The sequence below is a fragment of the Glycomyces artemisiae genome (genome assembly GCF_003002955.1).
Classification (GTDB): Bacteria; Actinomycetota; Actinomycetes; order Mycobacteriales; family Micromonosporaceae; genus Glycomyces; species Glycomyces artemisiae.
On the sequence record NZ_PVTJ01000006.1, the window covers coordinates 248508 to 273710 of the forward strand.

Here is a 25203-nt window from a genome sequence, read left to right on the forward strand (position 1 = left end):
CGGCTGCTTTCACTCAGAAGACTCGCTTTCCTCGGGTCGGTGCTGCCGGGGGTCGAACAAGGGGGGTGCTTCCTGGCCGCGGACCTCGGCGAGTCCGGCGCGGAGGGCCTCCATGATGCGGTCGGTGACCGCGGCGAGGTCCTCGCGGGTCGGCTCCTTGCCGAGCCAGGGGGAGAGGTCGACGGCCGGGAGGGCCCGGACGGTGACGTCCTTGCGGCCGAGCTTGAACTTCGGGTCGCGCCTGCGGTCGTGGATGCCGAGGGCGCCCCACTGGACGATCGGGATCACGGGCGCGCCTGATTCGAGGGCGAGGCGGGCGACGCCGGTCTTGCCGCGCATGGGCCAGCGGTCGGGCTCCTTCGTCACGGTCCCTTCGGGGGCCATGATGACGACGTGCCCCTGGGCCAGCTGGTCCTGGAGGGTCCGGAGCGAGTCGGCGGCCTCGGCGCTGCCGCGCTTGACGGGGATCTGCCCGGCGCGCTTGAGGATCGGGCCGATCACGGGCACGTTGGTGATCGACTCCTTGAGGAGGAACCGCGGGTGGCGCCCGGCGTTGTACACGTAGTGGACGACCAGGAGCGGGTCGATGTCGGAGTAGTGGTTCCAGACGAGGATCGCCGGGCCGGTGAGCGGGACGTTCTCCATGCCGGACCAGCTGCGGCGGGTGAGCCCGAGCATCCCGCCCTTGACGATGTTGGCGTAGACCCGGACGTCGGGGGTGACGCGGTCGCCGCCGCGGCGGCGGAAGGTGTACTGCGCCTCAGGGCTAGGCTCGCTCACCTGCTGGCTCGCTTTCTCGGGGGGCGCGGGCCGCATGGGCTCGGCCTGTGCCGTTGTGTACGGGATCGTCAGTGCAATGCACTCTAACGTCCCGAGCGGGGCGCTCGGGCGACGGGAAGCGGAGCGTGGGGTTTGACTCCCCGGACCGGGGGTACGGCTCACGCGGCGTGAACCCGCAGGTACGCGCCGCGGTGGACGGCGCGTCGGCGGGGACCCGCGGGTTGCGCCGGATCCGTTATGATGTCATCATAGAGTCAAAGTGACATCTAGCCGGTCGGCCGAACCCAGTCGATCCGGAATACGACTCGACTCGGAGTGAGTGACATGAACTGGCGTCTCTTCGGCTGGCTCGCGGCCCTGTTCGGCGGTGCCATCATCGCGATCTGGCTCGTGGCGACCGTCATCGGTGCGGCCTTCGCGTTCCTCGGCGGTCTCATCAAGTTCGCGCTCGTCGTCGGCATCATCGGTGTCATCGGCTGGTTCGCGTACAAGGGCTACAAGGCGATCGGCGGGTCGGAGCGCCGCCAGATCCGGAAGTAGTTCCGGAGAAGAGGGCACAGCCGCAAGCAGCAAGGGGAGCCCTGGCCTTCAGCCGCCCCATGGTCCATGCTGAAGCCATGCAGGGCACCGTCTCGATCTTCAACGAGGACGCCTCCGGCGAGGCAGTTCTGGACAACGGCCGCCGCGTCGCCTTCGACGCGGCGGCCTTCGCCGTCTCCGGACTGCGCTTCCTCCGCCCCGGACAGCGCGTTTCGCTCGAAACGGACGAAGCGGGGGAAGTGGTCGCGGTGCGCATCTTCACGATGCACGAGTAGCCCCCTGCGGGGTCCTCCGCGCGAGTGGCGAGCTTCCCCCAGGTGGGTGCCTCCCAGTACGGTATGAGCGTGAGCGGTACGCAGAGGCGGGTGGCCGCCGCCGGCGGCCTGTTGTGGCGCAACGGCGAGCGCGGTCTGGTCGAGGTCGTCGCGGTGTGGCGGCCCGTGGTGGGGAACTGGTCGCTGCCCAAGGGCAAGCTCGACCCCGGTGAGCCGGCGCTCGCGGCCGCGTGCCGCGAAGTCGAAGAGGAGACCGGTATTCCGGTCATCCCGCAGCTGTGGCTGTGCCGCGCCGAGTACGTGCTCCCCAACCCCGCCGGGGACGTGCACAAGCACGTCGACTACTGGTCCATGCGCACCGAGAAGCCCGACGCGGTGTTCACCGCCGACGACGAGATCGGCGAGCGCCGCTGGCTCACCCTCGCCGAGGCCCGTGAAGCGCTGACGCGGCCGCGGGACCAGCAGGTGCTGTCGGCGTTCGCGGCGCTGCCCGCGGTCACGTCCACGGTCCTCCTGGTGGCCCCCGCGGAGGTCGAGCAGGACTGGGACGGGCCGGTCGTGACGCGGCCGCTGAGCGCGCGCGGGCAGGATCAGGCGGTGCGGCTGGCCGCGCTCGCGTCGCTGTACCAGCCGGACCGGGCGTTCACGGCGACCGGGCGGGCGAGCGTGCAGACCGTGGAGCCGATCGCGCAGGCCGTGCGCTGCACGCTGACCGGCGACTCGGTGTTCGACACCGAAGCGCACGAACGCAACCCCGAGCGCTCCAGCGCGCGCCTGCGCGAGCTCGCGGGCGGCGGCGGGGCCGTGATCGTCTGCGCCGAAGCGGAGGTCGTGTGCGACACGGTCGCGATCCTCGCCGACGAGGACGGCGTCGACGCCCCTGACGTGTCGACGCGTCCGGGCGAGGCGTGGGTGCTGTCGCTGTCGGGGCAGAAGCTCGTGGGGATCGAGCGGCTGTAGCGGCGCGCTAGGGTTGCCTCCGCCATCGGATTCCGGCGCCGGAGTGCGCCTTCACAGGAGGTAGGCCCGTGCCTGAGCGCGCCCCACTGCACAACTGGGCCGGGAACATCGCGTTCTCCCCCGCCCGGTTCGAAGCGCCCGCGACCCTCGACGAGGCGCGCGCGGTCGTCGCCGGAGCCGAGCGGGTCCGCGTGCTCGGATCGGGCCACTCGTTCAACGAGATCGCCGCCTCCGACGACGTGATGCTGTCGCTCGCGGGCATAGAACCGTTCGCGGAGCTGGACATCCTGAAGGGGACCGTGCGGGCCGCGGGCTGGCTCACTTACGCGGCGCTGAGCGCGGCGGTGCACCGGGCCGGGTTCGCGCTGCACAACATGGCGTCCCTGCCGCACATCTCGGTCGCCGGGTCGATCGCCACGGGCACGCACGGCTCCGGGGACCGCAACGGGAACCTCGCGACCGCGGTGGCCGCGATCGAGTTCATCGGCCCCGACGGGGAGCTGCGCACCGTCAGGCGCGGCGAGGAGGACTTCGCGGGCTCGGTGGTCCACCTGGGGGCCTTGGGGGTCGTCCACTCGGTGACCCTGGACCTGCTGCCCGCGTTCGAGATGCGCCAGTACGTGTACGACGGGCTGCCGCTGGACGCGGTCCTGGCGAACTTCGACGAGCTCACGGGCGCCGCGTACTCCACGAGCCTGTTCACGCCGTGGGGCGCCGAGCCCGAGTTCCAGTTCTGGGTCAAGCAGCGCACCGCGGACCAGACGCACCCGTTCCCGCCGTCCAGCCGCTTCGGTGCGCCCCTGGCGGACGGGCCGCGCCACCCGGTGCCGGGCGTGGACCCCGAGGCGTGCACCGTGCAGCAGGGCCAGACGGGCCCGTGGCACGAGCGCCTGCCGCACTTCAAGCCCGAGTTCACGCCGTCGTCCGGGGACGAGCTCCAGTCGGAGTACCTGATCGCCCGCACCGACGCGGTGGCGGCGCTGAAGGCCCTGGCGGGCATCGGGGAGCGGCTCGGGTCGGTGCTCCAGATCTGCGAGGTGCGCACGATGGCCGCGGACGACCTGTGGCTGTCCCCGGCGTTCGAGCGCGACACCGTGGGCCTGCACTTCACGTGGACGAGCGACGAGGCGGCGGTGCGGCCGGTGGTCGGGGCGCTTGAGGCGGCATTGGAACCGTTCTCTGCGCGGCCCCATTGGGGGAAATTGTTCACGATACCAATGAATGAAATCGGTTCGCGTTATCGGCGAATGGGCGACTTCGCGAAACTGCGCGCCCGCGTCGATCCAGAGGGGAAGTTCACGAATGACTTCTCCGCGGGACTGTTCGACTGAAAGCAGCGAGGGCATTCAGGCGGCTCCTGAATGCCCTCTTCCCCGTGCGAGTCGGACGGGTGCCCCACCGTGCCCCGAACCGGTTCGGGGCACGGCATAAGCTGCGCCCGCGCTTCGCGGTCTTCTTCGCCGCGGTCTTCTTGGCCGTGGCCTTGGTGGCGGTCTTGCGGACGGCCTTCTTCGCGGTGCTGGCCTTCTTGGCCGGCGTCGCCTTCTTGGTGGCGGTCTTCTTGGCGGCCACGCGGCTCGTGGCCGTCGAGCGCGCCGCGGTGGACGCCGCGCGCGTGGTCTTCTTGGCGGCCTTCTTGGCCGTCGTCTTCTTGGTGGCGGCCTTCTTGGCCGGAGCCGACTTCTTCGCGGCCGGGGCGGACTTCGCCGCCTTGCGCTTGCCGGTCACGAGTTCCTTGAACCCGGTACCGGGCCGGAAGGCCGGAACGACGGTCTTCTTGACCTTGACCGCCTCACCCGTGCGCGGGTTGCGGGCCATGCGAGCAGCGCGCTGGCGCTTCTCGAAGACGCCGAAACCGGCGAAGGAGACTTTCTCCCCTTTCACCACCGCGCGCTGTATCTCGTCGATCGCGACATCCACGACTTCTTTCGCGGCGGCCCGGTCGCCAGTGCGAGCGGCGATCCGATCGACGAACTCTGCCTTGTTCACGAGTCCTACCCTCCCGATAAGGTTCTGGAGTCATACCAGCTTGTTAAGCGCACGTTATGACGTTTCGAGAGCGAAGGCAACTGTTTCCGCGAAAATCGACCCGTTGTGTCGCAAGGAATTTTTAATCCGGTGCCCGAAATCGACGCTCGCAACCCCGTTGGCGGGGCCCGGAACACGCCTGGAGCCGGTGGCACAGCCACCGGCTCCGTACGTGAGCGCTAAAAGGATCGGTCCTGAGCGGCTAGGCCGCCGCGGGGAGAGTCCTAGGCCGCCAAGCGTCCCGGTTCGATTCGAACGCGGCGATCTTGTCCTCGTCGCGGAGCGTCAGCGCCACGTCGTCGAGGCCCTCCATCATCCGCCAGCGCAGGAACTCGTCGAACTCGAAGGCCCAGGTGCGGTCCCCCGCACGGACTTCGCAGGCCTCCAGGTCCACGGTGACCTCCGCGTCCGGGTTGACCTCGGCGAGGTGCCACAGCTCCTCGACGGCCGCCTCGGGCAGCTCCACAGTCAACAGACCGTTCTTGAGGGAGTTGCCGCGGAAGATGTCGCCGAAGCGCGGGGCGATGACCGCCTTGAAGCCGTAGTCCTTCAGGGCCCAGACGGCGTGCTCGCGGGAGGACCCGGTGCCGAACTCGGTGCCCGCGACGAGGATCGTGGCGCTCTTGTACTCGTCCTGGTTCAGGAGGAACTTCTCGTCCTCGCGCCACTCGGCGAACAGGGCGTCCTCGAAGCCGGTCTTGGTGACCCGCTTCAGGTAGACGGCCGGGATGATCTGGTCGGTGTCGACGTTCGAGCGGCGCAGCGGGGCCACGCGGCCGGTGTGGGTCGTGAACTTGTCCATGTCCCTTGCCCTTCCTACAGGTCCGCGGGGCCGGCGAGGCGGCCCGCGACGGCGGTGGCGGCGGCGACGGCCGGGCTGACCAGGTGGGTGCGCCCGCCCTTGCCTTGGCGGCCCTCGAAGTTGCGGTTCGAGGTGGAGGCGGCGCGCTGGCCCGGCGTGAGCTGGTCCGGGTTCATGCCCAGGCACATCGAGCAGCCCGCGAAGCGCCAGTCGGCGCCCGCTTCGATGAAGACCTTGTCGAGGCCCTCTTCGATGGCCTGCTCGCGGACCTTCGCGGAGCCGGGGACGACCATCATGTTGACGCCTTCGGCGACCTTGCGGCCCTTGATGACGTCGGCGGCGGTGCGGAGGTCCTCGATGCGCCCGTTGGTACAGGAGCCGAGGAAGACCACGTCCACGCCGATCTCGCGCATGGGCGTGCCCGCTTCGAGGCCCATGTACTCCAGGGCGCTCGCGGCCGTGGTGCGCGCGACGGCGTCGTCCAGGTCGGCGGGGTCGGGGACGTTCCCGGAGAGCTCGACGCCCTGGCCGGGGTTGGTGCCCCAGGTGACGAACGGGCTCAGGGTGGCCGCGTCGATGACGATCTCCTTGTCGAAGACGGCGCCCTCGTCGGTCTTGAGGCCCTGCCAGTACTCGACGGCGGCGTCCCAGTCCTCGCCCTGGGGCGCGTGGGGGCGGCCCTGGACGTAGGCGAAGGTCTTCTCGTCGGGGGCGATCAGGCCGGCCTTGGCGCCCCACTCGATCGACATGTTGCAGACCGTCATCCGGCCCTCCATCGAGAGCTCCTCGATGGCCTGGCCGCGGTACTCGACGATGTGGCCCTTGCCGCCGCCGGTGCCGGTGATCGAGATGATCTTGAGGATGAGGTCCTTCGCGGAGACGCCCTCGGGGAGGGAGCCGTTCACGGTGACGGCCATGTACTTCGGCTTCGCCTGCGGCAGGGTCTGCGTGGCGAGGACGTGCTCGACCTCGCTGGTGCCGATGCCGAACGCGATGGAGCCGAAGGCGCCGTGCGTGGAGGTGTGCGAGTCGCCGCAGACGACGGTCATGCCCGGCTGGGTGAGTCCCAGCTGGGGTCCCACGACGTGGACGACGCCCTGGTTCTCGTCGCCGAGGGAGTGGATGCGGACGCCGAACTCCTCGCAGTTGGCGCGGAGCGTCTCGATCTGCTTGCGGCTGGTGGGGTCCGCGATGGTGAAGAGGTTGTCGGTGGGCGTGTTGTGGTCCTCCGTGGCGATCGTGAGATCGGTGCGGCGGACCTTGCGCCCGGCCTGCCGCAGGCCGTCGAAGGCCTGGGGGCTGGTCACCTCGTGGAGGAGGTGCAGGTCGATGTAGAGCAGGTCCGGCTGCTGGCCGCCGGTGCGGACCACGTGGGCGTTCCAGACCTTTTCGGCGAGGGTCTGCGGTCGCGCGCCCTCAGCTTCGTGTGGTGTACGTGACATCTCTGTTCCCAGTCGTTGGACTTCTCGAAATATGGGAGGTAATGTTCAGCTCGTGAGAACGAATACTATCAGCGGAGTGGGCGTCCTCGACAAGGCGGTGCTCATCCTCACTGCTTGCACCAACGGCGCCAGCCTGGCTGAGCTCGTGCACGAGACGGGATTGCCCAGGGCCACGGCCCACCGCCTCGCGCAGGCCCTGGAGGCCCACGAGATGCTGCAACGCGACCACGAGGGGCGCTGGCGTCCCGGCCCGAAGCTCGGCGAGCTCGCCGGGTCGACGGCCGACGTCCTCCTCAGCGCCGCCGAACCGGTCCTCAACCTGCTGCGGGACCAGACCGGCGAGTCGACCCAGCTGTACCGCAGGAGGGCCGACGAGCGCGTGTGCGTCGCCGCGGCCGAGCGCGCCTCCGGGCTGCGCGACACCGTCCCCGTCGGCGCCGCCCTGCCGATGACCGCCGGGTCCGGCGCCCAGGTGCTCCTCGCCTGGGAACCCCCTGAAGGAATCCTGCCCCTGCTGCCGAAGTGCCGCTTCTCCTCCAAGACCCTCGCCGAGGTCCGCCGCCGCGGCTTCGCGCAGTCGGTCGCCGAGCGCGAGCCCGGCGTCGTCAGCGTCTCCGCCCCCGTCCGCGACAAGACCGGCCGCGTCGTCGCCGCCATCTCCGTGTCCGGCCCCATAGAGCGTCTGGGACGCCGCCCCGGCGACCGCCTCGGCATGGCGGTCATCCGCGCCGGCCAGAAGCTCTCCGGCCTGTAGCCCTGCGAACCCCTTCGACCCCTGAGACGGCGAAACGGCCCGGCGGATCACCGCCGGGCCGTTTCCTCGTCTTACGCCTCGGCGGCGACGAGCATCTCCTCCGCCTTCGCGACGTGCTTGGCGTGGCGGCGGCGCTCGTCCTCCAGCAGCGGCGAATCGGGGGCGTGGGCTTCGAGGTACGCGATCGCGACCGCGTCGTCCTGGCAGCGCCCGAACCGGTTCTGGATCCTCTTGGCCTCCGCAGCGACGGCTTCGGCGTCCTCACCGAGGACCGCGGCGGCGTCCGCGGTGTACCGGGTCTTCTTGGCGGCGTTGCGGGCCCGGTGCCGCGCCGCATCCGCGTCCTCGGCCCCGCCGACGGCCGCCAGCGCCCGCAGCATGTCCTGCCGCGAGGCCTCCAAGATCGGCCCGAGCACGTCCGCGGCGGGCCGCTCGGCTGCGGAAGCGAACACGGGCGCCTCGGCCAGCGCCGCTGCGGCGTCGAGCAGCTTCGCGGTCCGCTCACGGCGCATCACCTGCTCCAGCGGCCCGTACGCGTCCCGCTCCTGCGCTTCGAGCGCCGCGAACCACTCGGGCCGCTCCTCCCCCAGGCGCTTGGCGAACCGCGTCCGCAGCACTTCGAGATCCCGCACCTTCCCCAGCTCGTCGGCGAGCCACCGCAGGCGCCTGCGCTTCAACGGCACCTCCGCGTACAGCGCCGAGTACGTCGACAGCACCGACCTGAGCCTGCGCGTCGCCACCCGCATCCGGTGCACCGCATCGGGCTCGCGCGCGATCACCGGCTCCCGCCACTCCCGCAGCGCCGCCGCCTGCACGGCGAGGTACGCGTGGACGCCGTCCCCGGCACTGGTCTCGGTCATGAAGCCCTCCAAGCTCGAAGCCCGTCACGGCCGTGTGCCCTGCCGCACACGCCCGGAACCGCGGATCGCGACGGTCGTTTTCAAGACCGTGAACGTGCTAAATTATAGTCAGTCTGGTCAGACTTTCCGGAAGAGCGGGGGTGGGACGATGCACTGGCAGGTGCAGGACGCGAAGAAGCGCTTCAGTGAGCTGGTCCGGGCCACCAAGACCGAAGGCGCGCAGTTCATCACGCGGCACGGCCACGAAGAGGCCGTGATCCTGAGCGTGGAGGACTACCGGCGGCTCGCGGGTGCGCCCTCGTTCAAGGAGCTCCTTCGGGAACCGCCCTACATCGACGACTTCCCCGACACCTCGGACCTCCGCAGGGAACTGCCGCAGGAGCGGGATCTGGGGCTCGACCTGTGAAGTACCTGCTCGACACCAACGTGCTGAGCGAACTGCGGCGCCCCGAACCGAACCGGGGCGTCATGCGCTGGTACGAGGCGACCGCCGACACCGACTTGCACTTGAGCGTTATGACCCTCGGCGAGTTCCGCAAGGGGCTGGCGCGCCTGCGCCGGAAGGACCGTGAGCGCGCCGCGGCCCTGGCGCTGTGGCTCGATCGCCTCCTCGCGCCGTACGAGTCGAGGGTCCTGCCGATCACACCGGAGATCGCCAACGTCTGGGGCGAGCTCACCGACCCGGAGCCCGTCCCGGTCATCGACGCCTTCATCGCCGCCACGGCCATCGTCCACGACATGGTCCTGGTGACCCGCAACGTCAAGGACTTCGAGCGGACCGGCGTCCGCATCCGCAACCCGTTCGACTGAGCGATGCCAAGGGCCCGGCGGATCTCCGCCGGGCCCTTCGCGTGCGTCCTACTGGAGGGCGCCGACGGCGGCTTCGATCTCGGCTCGGAGGTTCGGGCCCTGGAGCTGGTGCCTGACCTGTTCGATGACGGGGGCGAGGAACTGGTCGGGGCCGGGCTTGCCCGCGATGGGGGCGACGGCGGCGATGGCGGCGCGGGCGGCGGGGCTCGGGATGAGGGGTTGGCGCAGCTGGAGCCCTTGGACGGCGGCGAGGAGTTCGACGGCGAGGAGGGTGCCGAGGTTGTCGATGATCGTGCGGAGCTTGCAGCCCGCGGCCCAGCCCATGGAGACGTGGTCCTCCTGCATGCCGGAGGTCGGCACGGAGTCGACCGAGGCGGGCGAGGCGAGGCGGCGGTTCTCGGCGACGATCCCTGCGGCGGTGTACTGGGCGATCATGAGGCCGGAGTTGACGCCCGGGTCGGGGCTGAGGAACGCCGGGAGGCCGCGCGAGCGCGTGACGTCGAGGAGGCGGTCCACGCGGCGCTCGGAGATCGAGCCGACGTCGGCGGCGGCGATGCCGAGGAAGTCCGCGGCGTAGCCGAGGGGCGCGCCGTGGAAGTTCCCGGTGGACTCGACGCGGCCGTCCGGCAGGACCACGGGGTTGTCCACCACCGAGAGGAGTTCCCTCGCGGCCACGGTCTCCGCGTAGTCGAGGACGTCGCGTGCAGCGCCCGCGACCTGCGGGGCGCAGCGCATCGAGTACGCGTCCTGCACGGCGTGCGCGGTGTCGTTGCGGTGCGAGTCCATCACCTCGGAGTCCTGGAGCAGCAGGTGGATGTTCGCGGCGCTGCGCGCCTGCCCCGGCTGCGGGCGGATCTCGTGCAGCTCGGGCTGGAACGGCCGGTCGGAGCCGAGCATCGCCTCGTTGGAGAGCGCGGCGCACACGTCGGCCATCGTCAGCAGGTGCCGCAGGTCGGCGACCGCGAGCAGGAGCATCCCCAGCATCCCGTCGGTGCCGTTGATGAGCGCCAGGCCCTCCTTGGAGGAGAGCGTGATCGGCGCGAGCCCCGCCGCTTCGAGGACCGGACCCGCCTCCGCACGGGTCCCGTCCGCCGCGAGCACCCAGCCCTCGCCGAGGAGCACGATCGCGCAGTGCGCCAGCGGCGCGAGGTCCCCGGACGCGCCGAGGGAGCCGTGCCGCGGCACCCACGGCGTGACGTCGGCGTTCAGCAGCGCGGCGAGGGCGTCGGCGACCTCGGGGCGGACCCCGGAGCGGCCCATGGCGAGCGAGCGCAGCCGCAGCAGCATCATCGCGCGCACCACTTCGACGGGCATCGGGTCGCCGACCCCGGCGGCGTGCGAGCGGATCAGCGCGTGCTGGAGCTCGGCGCGCCGCTCGGGCGCGACGAACGTGTTCGCGAGCGCCCCGAACCCGGTCGAGACGCCGTAGACGGGGCGCCCGTCGCGCTCGATCGCGTCGACCACGGCGCGGCTGCGCGCCATGGCCTCCCGGGCCTCCTCGTCGATGACGACCCGGGCGCGGTCGCGCGCGACCGCGACGACCTCCTCGGGCGACACTGGGACCGGTTTGATGCGGACGGTGGACATCGCTGCTCCTCTAGTTGACGGCGCGGCCGCCGCGGTAGACGGCGTGGACCAGGGGCGTCCCCGGCCGGTAGGCCAGGTGGACGTAAGAGGGGGCGTCGAGCACGACCAGGTCGGCGCGCGCGCCCGGGACGATCCGGCCGATGTCGGTGCGGCGCAGCGCGTCCGCGCCGCCGGAGGTGGCCGCGTCGAGGGCCTCGGCGGGCGACATGCGCATCTCGCGGACCGCGAGCGCGATGCAGAACGCCATGCTGGAGGTGTAGGAGGAGCCGGGGTTGCAGTCGGTGGCGAGCGCGACGCGCGCGCCCGCGTCGAGGAGCCGCCGCGCGTCCGGATAGGGCGAGCGGGTCGAGAACTCCGCGCCCGGGAGCAGGGTGGCGACGGTGTCCGAGTTCGCGAGGGCGTCGACGTCGGCGTCGGAGAGGTGCGTGCAGTGGTCGGCGGAGGCGGCGCCGAGCTCCACGGCGAGCCGCACGCCGGGGCCCTCGGTGAGCTGGTTGGCGTGGATGCGGGTCCCGAGCCCGGCGGCGGCGCCCGCGGTGAGGACCGCGCGGGCCTGGTCGCCGTCGAAGGCCCCGCGCTCGCAGAACACGTCGATCCACTTCGCATGGGGCGCACAGGCATCGAGCATGGGGCCGGTGACGAGCGCGGTGTACTCGTCGGCATCGGCGCCCGCGGGGACGGTGTGCGCGCCGAGGAACGTGGTCTCATCGGTGAATTCGCCCGCGATGCGCAGGGAGCGCAGCTCGTCCTCGACGGAGAGCCCGTACCCGGACTTGATCTCCACAGTGGTCGTCCCCTGCCGCAGCATCTCGGCGCTGAGTCGGGCGCAGTTCTCGCGCAGGCGGTCGTCCTTCGCGAGGCGGGTCGCGGTCACGGTGGTGCGGATGCCGCCGCCGTCGTAGGGCTCGCCGTTCATGCGCGCGTCGAACTCGCCGGAGCGGTCGCCCGCGAACACGAGATGGGCGTGGCTGTCGACGAACCCGGGGATCACGGCGCAGTTGTCGAGGTCGAGGTACTCGTCGGCGGCGGGCCGGTTCAGGCGGTGGCCGACCCAGGCGATCTTCCCGTCCTCGACGACGATCGCGGCGTCGTAGTAGATCGTGCCGTCGTCGTCGGCGGAGAAGAGTTCGCCGATGCCGTCGATGAGCAGGCTCTTGTGCGGGCTCATTGCCACAGGTCCCCGATCGCGTCGCGCAGTTCCGCACCGGCGTCGATGTACCGGTGGCGTCCTTCATGGACGATATGGCGGCCGTCGGCGATCACGTCCGCGATGTCGGCCGCGGCGGCGGCGTAGGCGATCCCGTCGGGCCGGGCGCCCGCGGTGCGCGGCGTGTCGAGGGCGACGGCGACGAGGTCGGCGCGGGCGCCGGGCTCGATGCGGCCCGCGTCGGGGAAGCCGAGGGCGGCATGGCCGGTCGTCATGTCCAGCAGGGCGTCCGCGGCGAACCGGCCGCGCTCCTCGCTGACGAGCCGTTCGTGCATCTCGACGGCCCGGGTCTCTTCGAACATGTCGATCACCGCGTTGGAGTCGGTCCCGAGGGTCAGGCGCACCCCGGCGTCGGCGAGCGCGCGGGCAGGGCCGATGCCGTCCGCGAGGTCGCGTTCCGTGGTGGGGCAGAACGCGACGCCGGTGCCGGAGCGGGCGAGGAGTTCGATGTCGTGGTCGGCGAGGTGCGTGGCGTGGACGGCGGTGAGGTCGGGGCCGAGGAGCCCGCAGCGCTCCAGGAGTTCGGTGGGCGTGCAGCCGTGCTCGGCGCGGCAGGCCTCGTTCTCGGCGCGCTGCTCGGAGAGGTGCACGTGGACCGGGCGGCCCTCGGTGGAGCACGCGAACGCGGCGATGGCCTCCTCGGGGACGGCGCGCACGGAGTGGACGGCGCCGCCGAGGACCGCGTGCGGCGGCAGGTCGAGGCGCTCGACGCGGTCGAGCCAGCCTTCGAGGCTGCCGTCGCCGAAGCGCTCCTGCGCGGGTTCGAGGGGCTTGCCGAAGCCGCCGGAGAGGTACAGCGTGTCGAGGAGCGCGATGCGGAGCCCTGCGTCCGCGGCGGCCTGGATCAGGGCCTCCCCCATGGCGTTCGGGTCGTCGTAGGGGCGCCCGCCGGGCCGGTGGTGGAGGTAGTGGAACTCGCCGACGCACGTGATCCCGGCGAGCGCCATCTCGGCGTAGACGGCGCGGGCGAGCCGGTGGTAGGAGTCGGGGTCGAGGCGCCCGGCGAGGGCGTACATGCCCTTGCGCCAGGTCCAGAAGGTGCCGCGGTCCTGATGAGTGCGTCCGCGCAGGGCCCGGTGGAACGCGTGCGAGTGGGCGTTCGCGAAGCCGGGCAGCACAAGGCCGCTGAGGATCTCGCCGCGCGGCGCGGTGCCCGGGACGACCGCGGTGATGCGGCCCTGGTCGACGTCGATCGCCACGGATTCGGCGACGCCGCCGGGCAGGCGCGCGTACCGGGCCCAGTAGGTCAGCACGCGAGGTCCCGCAGCACCGCCGCGAGGGCCTCGACGCCGGCGGCGCAGTCCTCGTCGCTCGCGCCCTCTCCCGGGGCGTGCGAGACGCCGGTGGGGTTGCGCACGAACAGCATCGCGGTCGGCACGTGCGCGGCGAGCACTCCTGCGTCGTGGCCCGCGCCCGTGGGGAGGACCGGGACGCCGCCGAGGAGGTCGGCGAGGCGGTCGCGCAGCGACGCGTCGAACTCCACGATCGGGGTCTCCGACTCAGGGGAGATCGTGAAGCCGGTGCCGTCTCGTTTCGCGCGTTCGGCCACTTTGGACTCGAAGCCGGTGAGGATCTCCGAGAGCACGGCCTCGTCGGGCGCGCGCGAGTCGAGCCAGGCGGTGACCTGCGACGCGATCGCGTTCGTGGCGTTCGGGACGGCTTCCACGCGCCCGACGGTGGCGAGGCCCCCGGCGAGGCGGGCCTCCTTGCGGGCGGCGAGGACCGCGAACGCGAACGTGAGCATCGGGTCGCGCCGGTCCGGCAGGCGCGTGGTCCCGGCGTGGTCGCCCGCGCCGGTGAACGTCATGCGCCACCGCCCGTGCGGCCAGATGGCGCTGGCGACGCCCACGGGCGCTTCGAGCGAGCGGCCCTGTTCGACGTGGAGTTCCACGAAGGCCGAGAGGTTCGCGAGCCGCTCGGGGTCGGGGCCGAGCGCGTCGGGGTCGGCCCCGGCTTCGCGCATGGCGTCGGCGAGCGTGGTCCCGGACGGGTCGGTGAGCGCGCGGGCCCGGTCGGAGTCGACGACTCCGGCCATGAGGCGCGTGCCGAGGCAGGGCACGCCGAACCGGCCGCCCTCTTCTTCGGTGAACGCGCCGATGACGATGGGCCGCTTGGGTTCGGCGCCCGCGGCGCGGAGTTCGTCAACCGCTAGGAAAGCGGAGACGATCCCGAGCGGGCCGTCGTAGGCGCCGCCGTGCGGGACGGAGTCGAAGTGGCTGCCGGTGAGGACCGCGCGCCGGTCGGGGGCCGCGCCGGGCGGGACGACCGCTTCAGGGGCGAGGTCCCACCAGGCGTAGCGGTTGCCGTTGCGGTCGGTCTCGACGCGCAGGCCGCGCTCGGCGGCCTGCGCGTCGAACCAGTCGCGGAGCGCGAGGTCGGCCGCGCTCCAGGAGAACCGCAGACACCCTCCGGTGTCGGCAAGGCCGATGCCGGCGATCTCGTCCCAGAGGCGGCGGAACCCGCTGGCGTCCATCAGGACTCCCGCGCGGGGATGCGCACGCCGTTGGCCTCGGCGGTGCGGTCGGCCTCCTCGTATCCGGCGTCGACGTGGCGGATGACGCCCATCGCCGGGTCGTTGGAGAGGACCCGTTCGAGCTTCTGCGCGGCCAGCGCGGTCCCGTCGGCGACGCTCACCTGCCCGGCGTGGATCGAGCGGCCGATGCCGACGCCGCCGCCGTGGTGGATGGAGACCCAGCTCGCGCCCGACGCGGTGTTGACGAGGGCGTTGAGCAGGGGCCAGTCCGCGATCGCGTCGGAGCCGTCCTTCATGGACTCGGTCTCGCGGTAGGGGCTGGCGACCGAGCCGCAGTCGAGGTGGTCGCGCCCGATCACGATCGGGGCCTTCAGGGTCCCGTCGGCGACCATCTCGTTGAAGCGCACGCCCGCGAGATCGCGTTCGCCGTGGCCGAGCCAGCAGATCCGGGCCGGGAGGCCCTGGAAGGCGACGCGGTCGCGGGCGAGGGTGATCCAGCGGTGCAGCGACCGGTGCTCGGGGAACAGGTCGAGCACGGCCTTGTCGGTGGCGGCGATGTCGGCGGGGTCGCCCGAGAGCGCGGCCCACCTGAAGGGGCCCTTGCCTTCGCAGAACAGGGGCCGGATGTAGGCGGGGACAAACCCTGGGAAGTCGAAGGCCCGGCCGAAGCCTCCGGCGAGGGCTTCGCCGCGGATCGAGTTGCCGTAGTCGAAGACCTCGGCGCCCGCGTCGAGGAAGCCGACCATGGCCTCCACGTGTCGGGCCATGGACTCGCGGGCGCGGTCGGTGTACCCGTCCGGGTCCGCTTTCGCGAGGTCCGCGGCGTCCTCAAGGGACAGGCCCGCCGGGATGTACGAGAGCGGGTCGTGCGCGGAGGTCTGGTCGGTGACGATGTCGACCTCGACGCCGCGGGCGAGCAGCTCGGGGAGGACTTCGGCGGCGTTGCCGACCAGGCCGATCGACCTGGCTTCGCCGGCCTGCTTGGCGGCGAGGGCCTGGGCGACGGCGTCGTCCAGGTCGGCGGCGACGGTGTCGAGGTAGCGGGTCTCCACGCGCCGCTGGAGGCGGTGCGGGTCGACCTCGACGATGAGGCACACGCCGTCGTTCATGGTGACGGCGAGCGGCTGCGCGCCGCCCATGCCGCCGCAGCCCGCCGTCAGCGTCAGGGTGCCTTTCAGCGTGCCGCCACTGCGCTTTTTAACTGCGAGCTTGGCAGCGACGGCGGCGAACGTCTCGTACGTGCCTTGCAGGATCCCCTGGGTCCCGATGTAGATCCAGGACCCGGCGGTCATCTGCCCGTACATGGTGAGCCCGAGGGACTCCAGGCGCCGGAACTCGGGCCAGGTCGCCCAGTCGGGCACCAGGTTCGAGTTCGCGATGAGCACGCGCGGGGCCCACTCGTGGGTGCGCATGACGCCGACCGCGCGCCCCGACTGGACCAGGAGGGTCTCGTCGGGGGCGAGGGTCAGCAGGGTCCGCAGGATCGCGGCGAGGTCGTCGCGGCTGCGCGCGGCCTTCCCCGTGCCGCCGTAGACGACCAGGTCCTCGGGGCGCTCGGCGACCGCCGGGTCGAGGTTGTTCTGGAGCATCCGGTAGGCCGCCTCGGTCTGCCAGGTCCGGCAGTGCAGGACGGTCCCGTGTGGTGCGTGCATGTCGCTCCCCGCTCAGAGGTTGCCGCGCTTGGCCTGCTCCTTCTCAAGGGCCTCGAAGAGGGCCTTGAAGTTGCCCTTGCCGAAGCTCAGCGAGCCGTGCCGCTCGATGATCTCGTAGAACATCGTGGGCCGGTCCTGCTGCGGCTTGGTGAAGATCTGGAGCATATAGCCGTCCTCGTCCCGGTCGACCAGCACACGCCGCTTCTGGAGCTCCTCGATGGGGACGCGCACGGTGCCGATCCGCTCGCGCATCTCGGGGTCCTCGTAGTAGGCGTCCGGGGCCTCCAGGAACTCGACGCCCCGCGCGCGCATGGCGTCGACGGCCGCGAGGATGTCGCTCGTGGCGAGCGCGATGTGCTGCACGCCGGGGCCGCCGTAGAACTCCAGGTACTCGTCGATCTGCGACTTCTTCTTGCCCACGGCGGGCTCGTTGATCGGGAACTTGATCTTGCGGGTGCCGTTGGCGACGACCTTGCTCATGAGCGCGGAGTACTCGGTGGCGATGGCGTCCTCGACGAACTCGACGATGTTCGTGAAGCCCATGACCCGCTCGTAGTACTCGACCCACTCGCGCATCCGGCCGAGCTCGACGTTGCCGACGATGTGGTCGATGGCCTGGAAGAACCGCTTCTCGGGCGGGGCGACCATCGGGTCGGCGGCGACGAAGCCGGGCAGGAACGGGCCGGTGTACTTCGAGCGGTCGATGAGGACGTTGCGGGTCTCGCCGTAGGTGCCGATGACGGCGCGGCGGATCGTGCCGTGCTCGTCGGTCAGGTCGTGCGGCTCCTCGACGGCGATGGCGCCCTGCTTGATCGCGTGCGCGTAGTTCTTGTCCACATCGGGCACTTCGAGCGCGACTTCGATGACGCCGTCGCCGTGGCGGGCGTAGTGCTCGGAGGCCGCGGAGTCCGCGGTGGTGCCGCCCGCGAGGACGAAGACGACCCCGCCGGACTTGAGCGCGTACTCGGCGTGCTCGCGGTAGCCCTGCTCGGGGCCGCGGTAGGCGAAGAGCGTCATGCCGAACGCGGTCGAGTAGTAGTGGGCGGCCTGGCGGGCGTTCCCGACGTAGTACTTGACGTGGTCCCAGCCCTTGATCGGGAAGGCGTCCTCGCGGATGTCGTGCTCGACGGCTCCGACCAGGCCGGGGTCGGTGTCGGCGGAGCGGTTGGCGGTGTCGACCATGGCGGCCTCCCGTAGTCCTCGTGGGGCTGTTGAGCGGGGCGGTGGCCCCTGTGGCCTTGATCATTGTTCACGTCGCGGCACTGGGCAAGCAGTTCCCTGAAAGCTGGTCAACTTGCGCAGATGTATCAGTGTGCAGGCGCATACACTGGTCGATATGACCAGTGGAACGGGTATCGACGCGCTCGATGCCAAGCTCATCGAACTCCTTGAGGCCGAGCCGCGCATCGGGGTCCTCGAATGCGCCCGGCGGCTCGGGGTCGCAAGGGGGACCGTGCAGGCGCGACTCGACAAGCTCATCGCGCGCGGCGTCGTGCGGGACTTCGGGCCGCGCGTCGACCCCGCGGCGCTCGGCTACCCGGTGACGGCGTTCGTGACCCTGGAACTGCGCCAGGCCGTGGGCCACCAGCCGATGGCGCAGCGGCTCGCGCGCATCCCCGAGGTCCTGGAGGCGCACACCGTGACCGGCGCCGGGGACATGCTGTGCCGCATCGTCGCCCGCACGAACGCGGAGCTCCAGGACGTCATCGACCGGGTCCTCGCCAGCGAGGGCGTGCTGCGCGCGACCACGGTGATCGCGCTTGCGGAGCAGATCCCCCACCGCACGCTCCCGCTGGTCAAGGAGGCCGCGGGGCTCAACTGACGGCGGGCAGGATCGTCCCGGTGACCTCGCCGAGGCCGATGACCGAGCCGTCCGGGCCCGGTGCGGTGGCCTCGATCGTCACGGTGTCGCCGTCTTCGAGGAAGGCGCGGGTCTCGCCGTCCCCGACCGTCACGGGCTCCTTGCCGCCCCAGGTCAGTTCGAGGAACGAGCCGCGCTCGTCGGCGCCGTCGCCGGAGACCGTCCCGGACGCGTACAGGTCCCCGGTGCGCAGCGACGCCCCGTTGACGGTCATGTGGGCGAGCATCTGGGCGGGCGTCCAGTACATCCCCTTGAACGGCGGGCGCGACACCTCGGTGCCGTTCCAGCGCACCGACATCGACAGGTCGTAGCCGAACCGCTCGGCCTCCCGCAGGTACGCGAACGGCGCCGGGTCCTGCACGGGCGCTTCGGCCTTCGCGGCCGCGAGCGCGTCGAGCGGGGTGACCCAGTGGCCGATCGAGGTCGCGAAGGACTTCCCGAGGAACGGGCCGAGCGGCACGTACTCCCAGGCCTGGATGTCGCGGGCGGACCAGTCGTTGACGAGGACCGCGCCGAAGACGTGCTCGGCGAAGTCGTCGGGGCTCACGGGGGTGCCGAGGTCGGAGCCGACGCCGACGACGAAGCCCACTTCGGCCTCGATGTCGAGGCGCACGCTGGGGCCGAACTCGATTGGTCCTGGTGGGGTCTTGCGCTGGCCGCGGGGGCGGACCACGGGCGTGCCGGAGGGGACGACGGTGCCGGAGCGGCCGTGGTAGCCGACCGGGAGGTGCTTCCAGTTGGGCAGCAAGGGCTCCGAGTCGGGGCGGAAGAGGCGGCCGAGGTTCGTCGCGTGCTGCTCGGAGGCGTAGAAGTCCACGTAGTCGGCGACGCTGAACGGGAGGTGCATGCGGGCCTTGTGGACCGGGGTCAGGAGCGTCGCGGACTGGTCCTGGTGGCGGCGGTCGGCGAGGAGCTCGGTGAGCTGGTGGCGCACGAGGCGCCACGCGGGCGGGCCCATCGCGAGGAAGGCGTTCAGGTCGTGCTCGTGGAACGCGGGGCGGATCCACGGCAGGAAGAACTGGCCGGTGGCGAGCGCGCGCAGGTCCAGGACCTGGTCGCCGATGCGGACCCCGATGCGCGGGGCCGGGTCCTTGCGGGTCGAGAAGACGCCGTAGGGCAGGTGGGCGAGGCCGTAGGGGCCGGGGTCCGCGCCCTCGACCCAGCTGGTGGCGGCGGTCATGCGGCGTCCCCTCGGTGTAGGAGTCCCAGGTCCAGGAGGTCTTGCAGCGGCTCGTTGATCGAGCACGAGCCGAAGCCGGTCTACAGCGCGCGCGGGCGGCCGAGGAGGCGCTTCGCGCGGGCGGCCAGGTCGGCGGCGTCTTCGGAGGCGAGCACCGCGGCGGTCGCGTCCGGGTCGTTCTCGGCCGCGGCGTCGGCGGCGACCAGGACGTTCACGAAGCCGTGGTGCTCGAAGCCGGTGACCGGGTCGCGGTGGCGGACCGCGCGGTGCAGGCCCGCGGTGAGCTTGAAGCGCATGCCGCGGCGGCGGCACGCGTGCATGGCGGCGGCGAGGGCCTCGGGGGCCGGGAACAGGTCGGCGGTGAGGCCGCCGGTGCGGAACTTCGGGGTGAACCCGGTGGGCCGGACCGCCTCGATCGCGTCCTCTTCGAGGGGGATCTCGGCGTAGACGGGCTTGCCCGCGAGGTGCTTGGCGAGGTCGTCGAGGGGGCGGCGCGACTCGTAGTGCGCGACGGTGACCTGCGGTCCGAGTGCTTCGACGGCGTCGAGGACCGTCGCGGGGTCGCCGTCGACGATCACGGCGATGCGCAGGCCGGTGCGGCCGGGGTCGAGGGCGGCCAGGCGCGTCTGCGGGATCAGGAGCGGGCCCACGAGCGGCTCGTACCAGGACTGCCGGTAGCCGCGGTGGGCGGGGACGGCGGCTTCGAGCGGCGCGTTCCCGGGCGGGAAGAGCGCGGCGTCGTCGATCAGGTCCCGCAGCGCCGCGGGGATCATTCCGGCCATGCCCAGAGCCTAGAGCCGTTGCGCGCACCGGTCCAGCGGTCCGCGCAAGGCGTGCGCACTGGTGCGCGGAGCGGTCGAAATCGACTCCCCGGAGCGTTATCCTCGGGGCATACCGTGACGGGGGCGACACCCACGGCCGCCGTCCGATCCGACAAAGGAGTCGTCGTGCCGTTCTACCGTTCGGTCGGGCAGATCCCCGACAAGCGACACACGCAGTTCCGCCAGGACGACGGGAGCCTGTACTCCGAGGAGCTCATGGGCCAGGAGGGCTTCTCCTCGGACTCGTCGCTCCTGTACCACCGCTACCGGCCCACCGCCATCAGCTCCAGCACCGAGCACCGGCCGGAGAAGGCCGAGCCGTCCCCGAACCACCCGCTCAAGCCCCGCCACTTCCGCACCCACAAGCTCGACGCCGCCGGGGACGCGGTCTTCGGCCGCGAGCACCTGCTGTCCAATGCGGACGTCAGGATCTCGTACTCCGTCGCCGACAAACCGTCCCCCTTGTACCGCAATGCGATCGGCGATGAGTGCATCTACGTCGAGTCCGGTGCCGCGCGCGTCGAGACCTCCTTCGGCGCCATCGACATCGGCCAGGGCGACTACCTCATCATGCCGATGTCCACGATCTACCGCGTGCTCCCCGAAGGCGACGAGCCGCTGCGGACCCTCGTCATCGAGTCGACCGGGCACATCACGCCGCCCAAGCGGTACCTGTCGGTGCGCGGCCAGTTCCTGGAGCACTCGCCGTACTGCGAGCGGGACCTGCGCAGCCCCGCGGAGCCGCTGCTCGTCGACGGCGAGGACGTCGACGTGTACGTGCAGCACCGCGGCCGCGGGTCGGCCACGCTGTGGACGAAGTTCACGTACGCGCACCACCCGTTCGACGTCGTCGGCTGGGACGGCTGCCTGTACCCGTGGGTGTTCTCCATCCACGACTACGAGCCGATCACCGGCCGCATCCACCAGCCGCCGCCCGCGCACCAGGTGTTCCAGGGCCCGAACTTCGTGGTCTGCAACTTCGTGCCGCGCAAAGTGGACTACCACCCGGACGCGATCCCGGTGCCGTACAACCACCACAACGTCGACTCCGACGAGGTCATGTTCTACTGCGGCGGCAACTACGAGGCCCGCCGCGGCTCGGGCATCGAGCAGGGCTCCATCTCGCTGCACCCGTCCGGCTTCACCCACGGCCCCCAGCCCGGCGCTCCCGAGCGCTCCATCGGCGCCGAGTTCTTCGACGAGCTCGCCGTCATGGTCGACACGTTCCGGCCCCTGGAGCTGTGCGAACCGGCCCTCGACGTCGAGGACACGAACTACGCCTGGACCTGGAACCGCGACCCGGGTCTGTAGTTCGGCGGCACTGCGCTCCCGGTGACGGGACCGCCCGCGCGGGCGGCCCCGTTTTCCGGTCGCCCGCGCGGGCGCGGAGCCGATACAGTGGACCGGCCGGCCGCGGGACTCAGGTGCGATTTCCGGATCCGTTTCTTAAGCGCTCTTTCGCCATCGCGCCGCCCGCTCCCCGGCCGGCACCCCGTTCCCCTCCGAATGCTGAAGGCCCCAATGGAGTCCGTCGCCGACCTCACCGCCGCCGAGGACGTGCTGCTGTTCGTGAACGCGGCCGTCGCCGCCACCGGGCAGGACGAGTTCCACACCGGGAGGGAACGCCAGACCTGGTCGGTGGACTTCCTCCACGAGTACATGCTCGTGAACTACCGCGACCTGTACGCCGCCGCGCTCGCCCTCGGCATCAACGACCGCAACAAGGCCCGGATCGTGCAGCGGCTCCTGAGCACCGGCGCCGACGCGGTGCCCGCGCAGCGCGCCGTCGAGGGCCGCCTCATCCGGCGGGCCCTGCGCGACCTCCCGGCCTCGCGCGTGTACCGGCTGTTCACGGCCCTCCAGAAGGCGAAGGTCAACAACCGGCGCACCCGCGCCGTCATGCGCGAATGGCTCGCGGCGCGGCCGGATCTCGGCTTCGAGGCCGTCAAGTACCGCGGCGCGTTCAAGCGCGCCGCCGTCCACGCGCACCTCGACCTCGACGGGCTCCCCGGCGAGGCGGGCGACGAGCTCGCCGCGTTCCTGTTCGCGCCCAAGGCGATCGGGAAGTTCCGCACGCCGCTGTTCGAGACGTGGCGGCGCGCCCACTACGAGCGGGCCGCGGTCTTCGAGCTGCCGTACACCGTCGCGGAAGGCTTCGCGGCCGCGCACCGCATCCCCCGCGGGGCGTTCCTGGAGGGGATCGCGCCGCAGCTCACCAGGAACGAGCGGTTGCGGCTCCAGCGCAGCGGCGGCGAGGCCGTCGCGCTCGACGCCGCCGCGCTCGGGCGGATGCCGCTGACCAGGCTCGCCGCGTACGTCCTCGCGATCCCCGCGAACGAGCGCGAGGAGCGGCGCGCAGAACTCACGGGCGCGCTGCGGGCCGCGGCGCGCCGGACCGCCGGGGACCGGGCCGGGACGTGGGGTGCCGTTGCGGCCGTCCTCGACGACTCGTACTCGGCGAGCGGCTCCACCGAGAAGCGGCGGCGGCCCCTCGTCGTCGCACTCGCCGCGCACTTCCTGCTCGAAGCGCTCGCGGGCGAGTACCGGCCGCTGTGGCTCTCGGGCAACGACGATGCGCTGCTGGCGAAGCCGCGCGGCGTCACCGCGCTCGGCGAGCGGATCCTCGACGCCCTGGAGACCGGGCCGGAGACGCTCGTCGTCGTCTCCGACGGCTGGGACAACGCGCCCGCCGGGCTCGCCGCGGAGGTCCTGCGCGTCTGGGCCGTGCGCCTCGATCCGCAGCGGCGCACCGCGATCGTGCACCTGAACCCGGTGTTCGACGCCGACGGCATCGGCGTGCGCCGCCTCGCCCCCGGCGTGCCCACCGCGGGCATCCGCGACGCCGAGGACCTGCCCGAGCTCGTGGCGTTCGCCCGCTTTGACGACGGCCGCTCCGGGATCGCCGAACTCCGCGCCGCCGTCGACGCGCGCGTCGAGCGCTGGCTCGCCGAGGAGGACAGATGAGCCGCTTGACGTTCGCGGGCCTGGAGACCCGCCCGGGCCAGGTCTGGGGCCAGGTCCGGCTGGTGCCGCTCGTGCGCGAGGCGCCCGTGGAGGGCCTGCGCATGCACCCCGGCGGGCTGGAGGACCTGGGCCTGCCCGCGGACGGCTGCTGGTACACCCCGCACGGGCTCACCGCCGAGTGGACCGGCGACGGCTCGGGCGTGCCCGAGTTCGGGACCGCGATGCGGATGGCGGCGTCCACAGTGCGCGGTTCGCGGCGGCCGAAGGCGAAGCCGCGGTTCGGGGACCGGCGCACCCGCGTGCGGTTCGTGCCGCGCCGCGGCGCTCTGGAGACGTACCTGCCGCTGGCGTTCAGGGCCCCGGTCGTCGCCTGGCCGGAGTGGTCCTCGCGGGCGTTCCGGCACAGCCTGCTGCCGCTGCCGGACCGCACGTACTCGGGCGCGCTGGTCGACGGCCTCGCGGATGCCTTGCGGGTCTTCGAGATCCATCCCGGCCAGTGCGGCGTGCTCGTGTACGTCGCCGACGCGCTCTCGGGCGTCCTCGTCACCCCGCACCCCGACGACTACCGGCGGCTGCACCCGACACTCGTCGAGGACTCCTACGGCGAGCTGATCTGGCGGTACTCGATGCTGTACGACGCGGTGCCCGAGTTCGAGGCCCGCATCGACGCGTCCCGTGTGGACTCGCTCGCGGACCTGCGGGCCCGGGCCCGCGCCGTCCAGCGCGAATGGGCCGCGTTCCACGACGGGGCCCTCGCGGCGGGCCTCCTCGACCCCGAGTACCACTTCACCGAGACCTGCGCGATGGCGGAATTCCGCCTCGTCAGGTACCGTCCTACGTTCGCCTCAGTGCGTGAAGCCCATGTGGGCGAGGCGATCATGGACGCGCAGGGCCGCCCCGCGTTCCTCCAGTCGTTCCGGCTCTCCGAGACCCACGTCCGCCGGGCGCGGCTCCTCGAAGCACTCTCGGTGAACGAGTGGAGGCTCGAAGCGACCGCCGAAGCGCTCGGCCTGTCGACGCCCGCGCTCGTCGCGCTGCTGCACAACTCGGACCTGGACTGGATGCTGCGCCGCGACGTCGCCGACCGGAACCTGGCGCGGCACCGGGGTCAGTAGGACTTCAGGCGCGCGATCAGGTCATCGCTGTCGAGGTCGCCCACCGGGCGCCACTCGGCGGCGTGGACCTCCGCGGCGGCCGGGGTCAGGTCCGTGCCGGCGGCGCGGAACAGGTAGCGCACGTCGTAGTGATCATGGGCCGCTTCGCCTTTGCGCGGGTTCGCCGGGATCGGGTGGACGTCGATGTGGATCGGCGCCGGGTCGAGGAGTTCGAGCGCGCCGAGCCCGGTCTCCTCGACCGCCTCGCGCCGGGCCGCGGCCGGAAGGGACTCGTCGCCGGGTTCGAGGTGCCCGCCGGGCTGGAACCAGCGGTCGAGCGCGCGGTGGTGGATGAGGAGCACCTCGTCCGCGGCGTTGAGGACGATCGCGGAGGCCGTCACGTGCCCGGGGACCGTCGAGCGGTCGAAGCCGGACGGGGAGTCGAGGTCGAGCAGCGGCCGGACCTCGCACTCGGACTCGGGCCAGCGGTGGAGATAGGCCGTCAAGTGTTCGCGCAGGTGGGCGATGGTGATGGACACCGGGCCATTGTGCCAGCGCACCCCCGGCCGCGCCGCCTCCGGGCGCTCGTTCGCCGATTTACATAAGCAGTGTATATAATTTCTCTATGGTTTCACGGGACCCCGACGACCTCGACCAGTTCTCCGCGCGACTCACCTCCCAGGCGAGCCGCTTCGCGCGGACCGCGTCCCGCAAGGCCGGGACCCGCCGGTCCCTCATCTCGCTGCGCGCGCTGGCCAACCTCCAGCAGGACGGCGACCTGCGCGTGGGCGAACTGGCCCTGCGCGAGGCGATCACGCAGCCCGCGATGACCGCGGCCGTGAACCGCCTCGAAGCCGACGGCCTCGTGGTGCGCCGCGCCGACCCGGCCGACGCGCGGGCCGCCGTCGTGAGCCTCACCGAGGCCGGGGCCGACGAGCTCCACGAGTTCCGGATGCGCGCCGCCGCGAAGGTGCGGCCCGCGCTCGAAGCGCTCGGCGACGACGACCTGGCCGTGCTGGCCCGCGCCGTCGACCTGCTCGAAGCGCTCTCCGACCGGCTCAACAAGGAATGAACCCCGGGGCCCCGCGGCCCTGTGCATAGGAGGAAGTGCCC

26 protein-coding genes are annotated in these 25203 nt (G+C 71.8%); 12 read left to right on the top strand and 14 right to left on the bottom strand.

All coding sequences use genetic code 11. The features are described 5' to 3' along the window. Positions 1-9: 9 nt before the first annotated feature. Entirely contained in the window at positions 10-780 is a 771-nt protein-coding gene (locus B0I28_RS16845; RefSeq protein WP_245889013.1) for a lysophospholipid acyltransferase family protein, read from the bottom strand. A gap of 324 nt (positions 781-1104) precedes the next feature. Between B0I28_RS16845 and B0I28_RS16850 the strand changes: the two genes are divergently transcribed. The 4 genes from B0I28_RS16850 (at position 1105) to B0I28_RS16865 (ending at position 3886) form a co-directional block, all read left to right on the top strand. After that, positions 1105-1320, top strand: a complete 216-nt coding sequence (locus B0I28_RS16850) for a hypothetical protein (protein WP_106364998.1) — start codon at positions 1105-1107, stop codon at positions 1318-1320. Positions 1321-1397: 77 nt separating this feature from the next. Beyond that, a complete protein-coding gene (locus B0I28_RS16855) occupies positions 1398-1595 on the top strand; it encodes a cold-shock protein (protein ID WP_106364999.1) in 198 nt (65 codons plus the stop codon). A gap of 69 nt (positions 1596-1664) precedes the next feature. Continuing rightward, positions 1665-2555 (top strand): NUDIX hydrolase, encoded by an 891-nt coding sequence (locus B0I28_RS16860; protein ID WP_181245824.1) that lies wholly within the window; start codon positions 1665-1667, stop codon positions 2553-2555. Positions 2556-2623: 68 nt separating this feature from the next. After that, positions 2624-3886 (top strand): D-arabinono-1,4-lactone oxidase, encoded by a 1263-nt coding sequence (locus tag B0I28_RS16865; RefSeq protein ID WP_106365001.1) that lies wholly within the window; start codon positions 2624-2626, stop codon positions 3884-3886. Here the strand turns inward: B0I28_RS16865 and B0I28_RS28295 are convergent. The 3 genes from B0I28_RS28295 to leuC form a co-directional block, all read right to left on the bottom strand. After that, positions 3852-4544, bottom strand: a complete 693-nt coding sequence (locus tag B0I28_RS28295; protein ID WP_106365002.1) for an HU family DNA-binding protein — start codon at positions 4542-4544, stop codon at positions 3852-3854. The genes B0I28_RS16865 and B0I28_RS28295 overlap by 35 nt on opposite strands. A gap of 241 nt (positions 4545-4785) precedes the next feature. Continuing rightward, positions 4786-5385, bottom strand: coding sequence for a 3-isopropylmalate dehydratase small subunit (leuD, locus tag B0I28_RS16875; RefSeq protein ID WP_106365003.1), 600 nt, complete (start codon positions 5383-5385; stop codon positions 4786-4788). 14 nt (positions 5386-5399) lie between these two features. Beyond that, positions 5400-6827, bottom strand: a complete 1428-nt coding sequence (leuC, locus tag B0I28_RS16880; protein WP_106365004.1) for a 3-isopropylmalate dehydratase large subunit — start codon at positions 6825-6827, stop codon at positions 5400-5402. A 67-nt stretch (positions 6828-6894) separates the two neighbouring features. Here leuC and B0I28_RS16885 point away from each other — a divergent pair, with 67 nt between their 5' ends. Beyond that, positions 6895-7581 carry an IclR family transcriptional regulator gene (locus B0I28_RS16885; RefSeq protein ID WP_030157516.1) on the top strand — a complete coding sequence of 229 codons (687 nt, stop codon included), beginning with the start codon at positions 6895-6897 and terminating at the stop codon, positions 7579-7581. A 71-nt stretch (positions 7582-7652) separates the two neighbouring features. Here B0I28_RS16885 and B0I28_RS16890 read toward each other — a convergent pair whose 3' ends face one another. Continuing rightward, a complete protein-coding gene (locus B0I28_RS16890) occupies positions 7653-8441 on the bottom strand; it encodes a CHAD domain-containing protein (protein ID WP_106365005.1) in 789 nt (262 codons plus the stop codon). Between the two features lie 148 nt (positions 8442-8589). Between B0I28_RS16890 and B0I28_RS16895 the strand changes: the two genes are divergently transcribed. Next, positions 8590-8847 (top strand): type II toxin-antitoxin system Phd/YefM family antitoxin, encoded by a 258-nt coding sequence (locus B0I28_RS16895; RefSeq protein ID WP_106365006.1) that lies wholly within the window; start codon positions 8590-8592, stop codon positions 8845-8847. Continuing rightward, positions 8844-9251, top strand: coding sequence for a type II toxin-antitoxin system VapC family toxin (locus B0I28_RS16900; RefSeq protein WP_106365007.1), 408 nt, complete (start codon positions 8844-8846; stop codon positions 9249-9251). The genes B0I28_RS16895 and B0I28_RS16900 overlap by 4 nt, the downstream gene beginning before the upstream one ends. A gap of 48 nt (positions 9252-9299) precedes the next feature. Here B0I28_RS16900 and hutH read toward each other — a convergent pair whose 3' ends face one another. The 6 genes from hutH to hppD are packed head-to-tail and all read right to left on the bottom strand — an operon-like array spanning position 9300 to position 17352. After that, positions 9300-10838 (bottom strand): histidine ammonia-lyase, encoded by a 1539-nt coding sequence (gene hutH / locus B0I28_RS16905; RefSeq protein WP_106365008.1) that lies wholly within the window; start codon positions 10836-10838, stop codon positions 9300-9302. A gap of 10 nt (positions 10839-10848) precedes the next feature. Beyond that, positions 10849-12006: an imidazolonepropionase gene (gene hutI / locus B0I28_RS16910; protein ID WP_106365009.1), complete on the bottom strand. Its 1158-nt coding sequence runs from the start codon at positions 12004-12006 to the stop codon at positions 10849-10851. Then, a complete protein-coding gene (locus tag B0I28_RS16915) occupies positions 12003-13298 on the bottom strand; it encodes a formimidoylglutamate deiminase (RefSeq protein ID WP_106365010.1) in 1296 nt (431 codons plus the stop codon). Before B0I28_RS16915 ends, hutI begins: the two co-directional genes overlap by 4 nt. Beyond that, entirely contained in the window at positions 13292-14518 is a 1227-nt protein-coding gene (locus B0I28_RS16920; protein WP_106365011.1) for an allantoate amidohydrolase, read from the bottom strand. The genes B0I28_RS16915 and B0I28_RS16920 overlap by 7 nt, the downstream gene beginning before the upstream one ends. After that, positions 14518-16170, bottom strand: a complete 1653-nt coding sequence (gene hutU / locus B0I28_RS16925) for a urocanate hydratase (RefSeq protein ID WP_106365012.1) — start codon at positions 16168-16170, stop codon at positions 14518-14520. Before hutU ends, B0I28_RS16920 begins: the two co-directional genes overlap by 1 nt. 12 nt (positions 16171-16182) lie before the next feature. Continuing rightward, positions 16183-17352 carry a 4-hydroxyphenylpyruvate dioxygenase gene (hppD, locus tag B0I28_RS16930; RefSeq protein ID WP_106365013.1) on the bottom strand — a complete coding sequence of 390 codons (1170 nt, stop codon included), beginning with the start codon at positions 17350-17352 and terminating at the stop codon, positions 16183-16185. Positions 17353-17506: 154 nt separating this feature from the next. On the opposite strand from hppD, the gene B0I28_RS16935 reads away from it, so the two are divergent. After that, positions 17507-17992: an Lrp/AsnC family transcriptional regulator gene (locus tag B0I28_RS16935; protein ID WP_106365014.1), complete on the top strand. Its 486-nt coding sequence runs from the start codon at positions 17507-17509 to the stop codon at positions 17990-17992. Here B0I28_RS16935 and fahA read toward each other — a convergent pair. Together fahA and B0I28_RS16945 are read right to left on the bottom strand one after the other, a co-directional pair. Continuing rightward, on the bottom strand, positions 17985-19211 hold the full coding sequence (gene fahA, locus B0I28_RS16940; protein ID WP_106365015.1) for a fumarylacetoacetase: 1227 nt from the start codon (positions 19209-19211) through the stop codon (positions 17985-17987). The genes B0I28_RS16935 and fahA overlap by 8 nt on opposite strands. 80 nt (positions 19212-19291) lie before the next feature. After that, entirely contained in the window at positions 19292-19993 is a 702-nt protein-coding gene (locus B0I28_RS16945; protein WP_219926812.1) for a hypothetical protein, read from the bottom strand. A gap of 165 nt (positions 19994-20158) precedes the next feature. Here B0I28_RS16945 and B0I28_RS16950 point away from each other — a divergent pair, with 165 nt between their 5' ends. The 3 genes from B0I28_RS16950 (at position 20159) to B0I28_RS16960 (ending at position 24111) form a co-directional block, all read left to right on the top strand. After that, complete coding sequence (locus tag B0I28_RS16950; protein WP_106365016.1) at positions 20159-21343, top strand: homogentisate 1,2-dioxygenase; 1185 nt, start codon at positions 20159-20161, stop codon at positions 21341-21343. Positions 21344-21538: 195 nt separating this feature from the next. Beyond that, complete coding sequence (locus tag B0I28_RS16955; RefSeq protein ID WP_219926813.1) at positions 21539-22996, top strand: hypothetical protein; 1458 nt, start codon at positions 21539-21541, stop codon at positions 22994-22996. Beyond that, positions 22993-24111, top strand: coding sequence for an ARPP-2 domain-containing protein (locus B0I28_RS16960; protein WP_106365018.1), 1119 nt, complete (start codon positions 22993-22995; stop codon positions 24109-24111). The genes B0I28_RS16955 and B0I28_RS16960 overlap by 4 nt, the downstream gene beginning before the upstream one ends. Here the strand turns inward: B0I28_RS16960 and B0I28_RS16965 are convergent. Continuing rightward, positions 24105-24629: an NUDIX hydrolase gene (locus B0I28_RS16965; protein WP_106365157.1), complete on the bottom strand. Its 525-nt coding sequence runs from the start codon at positions 24627-24629 to the stop codon at positions 24105-24107. The genes B0I28_RS16960 and B0I28_RS16965 overlap by 7 nt on opposite strands. An 86-nt stretch (positions 24630-24715) precedes the next feature. On the opposite strand from B0I28_RS16965, the gene B0I28_RS16970 reads away from it, so the two are divergent. Next, entirely contained in the window at positions 24716-25162 is a 447-nt protein-coding gene (locus tag B0I28_RS16970) for a MarR family winged helix-turn-helix transcriptional regulator (RefSeq protein WP_106365019.1), read from the top strand. Positions 25163-25203: the final 41 nt, after the last annotated feature.

Coding starts and splice junctions, on each gene's coding strand:
- B0I28_RS16850 (WP_106364998.1), top strand. CDS start 1,105: ATGAACTGGCGTCTCTTCGGCTGGCTCGCGGCCCTGTTCGGCGGTGCC.
- B0I28_RS16855 (WP_106364999.1), top strand. CDS start 1,398: ATGCAGGGCACCGTCTCGATCTTCAACGAGGACGCCTCCGGCGAGGCA.
- leuD (WP_106365003.1), bottom strand. CDS start 5,385: ATGGACAAGTTCACGACCCACACCGGCCGCGTGGCCCCGCTGCGCCGC.
- leuC (WP_106365004.1), bottom strand. CDS start 6,827: ATGTCACGTACACCACACGAAGCTGAGGGCGCGCGACCGCAGACCCTC.
- B0I28_RS16890 (WP_106365005.1), bottom strand. CDS start 8,441: ATGACCGAGACCAGTGCCGGGGACGGCGTCCACGCGTACCTCGCCGTG.
- B0I28_RS16895 (WP_106365006.1), top strand. CDS start 8,590: ATGCACTGGCAGGTGCAGGACGCGAAGAAGCGCTTCAGTGAGCTGGTC.
- hutH (WP_106365008.1), bottom strand. CDS start 10,838: ATGTCCACCGTCCGCATCAAACCGGTCCCAGTGTCGCCCGAGGAGGTC.
- hutI (WP_106365009.1), bottom strand. CDS start 12,006: ATGAGCCCGCACAAGAGCCTGCTCATCGACGGCATCGGCGAACTCTTC.
- B0I28_RS16920 (WP_106365011.1), bottom strand. CDS start 14,518: ATGGACGCCAGCGGGTTCCGCCGCCTCTGGGACGAGATCGCCGGCATC.
- hutU (WP_106365012.1), bottom strand. CDS start 16,170: ATGCACGCACCACACGGGACCGTCCTGCACTGCCGGACCTGGCAGACC.
- hppD (WP_106365013.1), bottom strand. CDS start 17,352: ATGGTCGACACCGCCAACCGCTCCGCCGACACCGACCCCGGCCTGGTC.
- B0I28_RS16935 (WP_106365014.1), top strand. CDS start 17,507: ATGACCAGTGGAACGGGTATCGACGCGCTCGATGCCAAGCTCATCGAA.
- fahA (WP_106365015.1), bottom strand. CDS start 19,211: ATGACCGCCGCCACCAGCTGGGTCGAGGGCGCGGACCCCGGCCCCTAC.
- B0I28_RS16945 (WP_219926812.1), bottom strand. CDS start 19,993: ATGGCCGGAATGATCCCCGCGGCGCTGCGGGACCTGATCGACGACGCC.
- B0I28_RS16955 (WP_219926813.1), top strand. CDS start 21,539: ATGCTGAAGGCCCCAATGGAGTCCGTCGCCGACCTCACCGCCGCCGAG.
- B0I28_RS16960 (WP_106365018.1), top strand. CDS start 22,993: ATGAGCCGCTTGACGTTCGCGGGCCTGGAGACCCGCCCGGGCCAGGTC.
- B0I28_RS16970 (WP_106365019.1), top strand. CDS start 24,716: ATGGTTTCACGGGACCCCGACGACCTCGACCAGTTCTCCGCGCGACTC.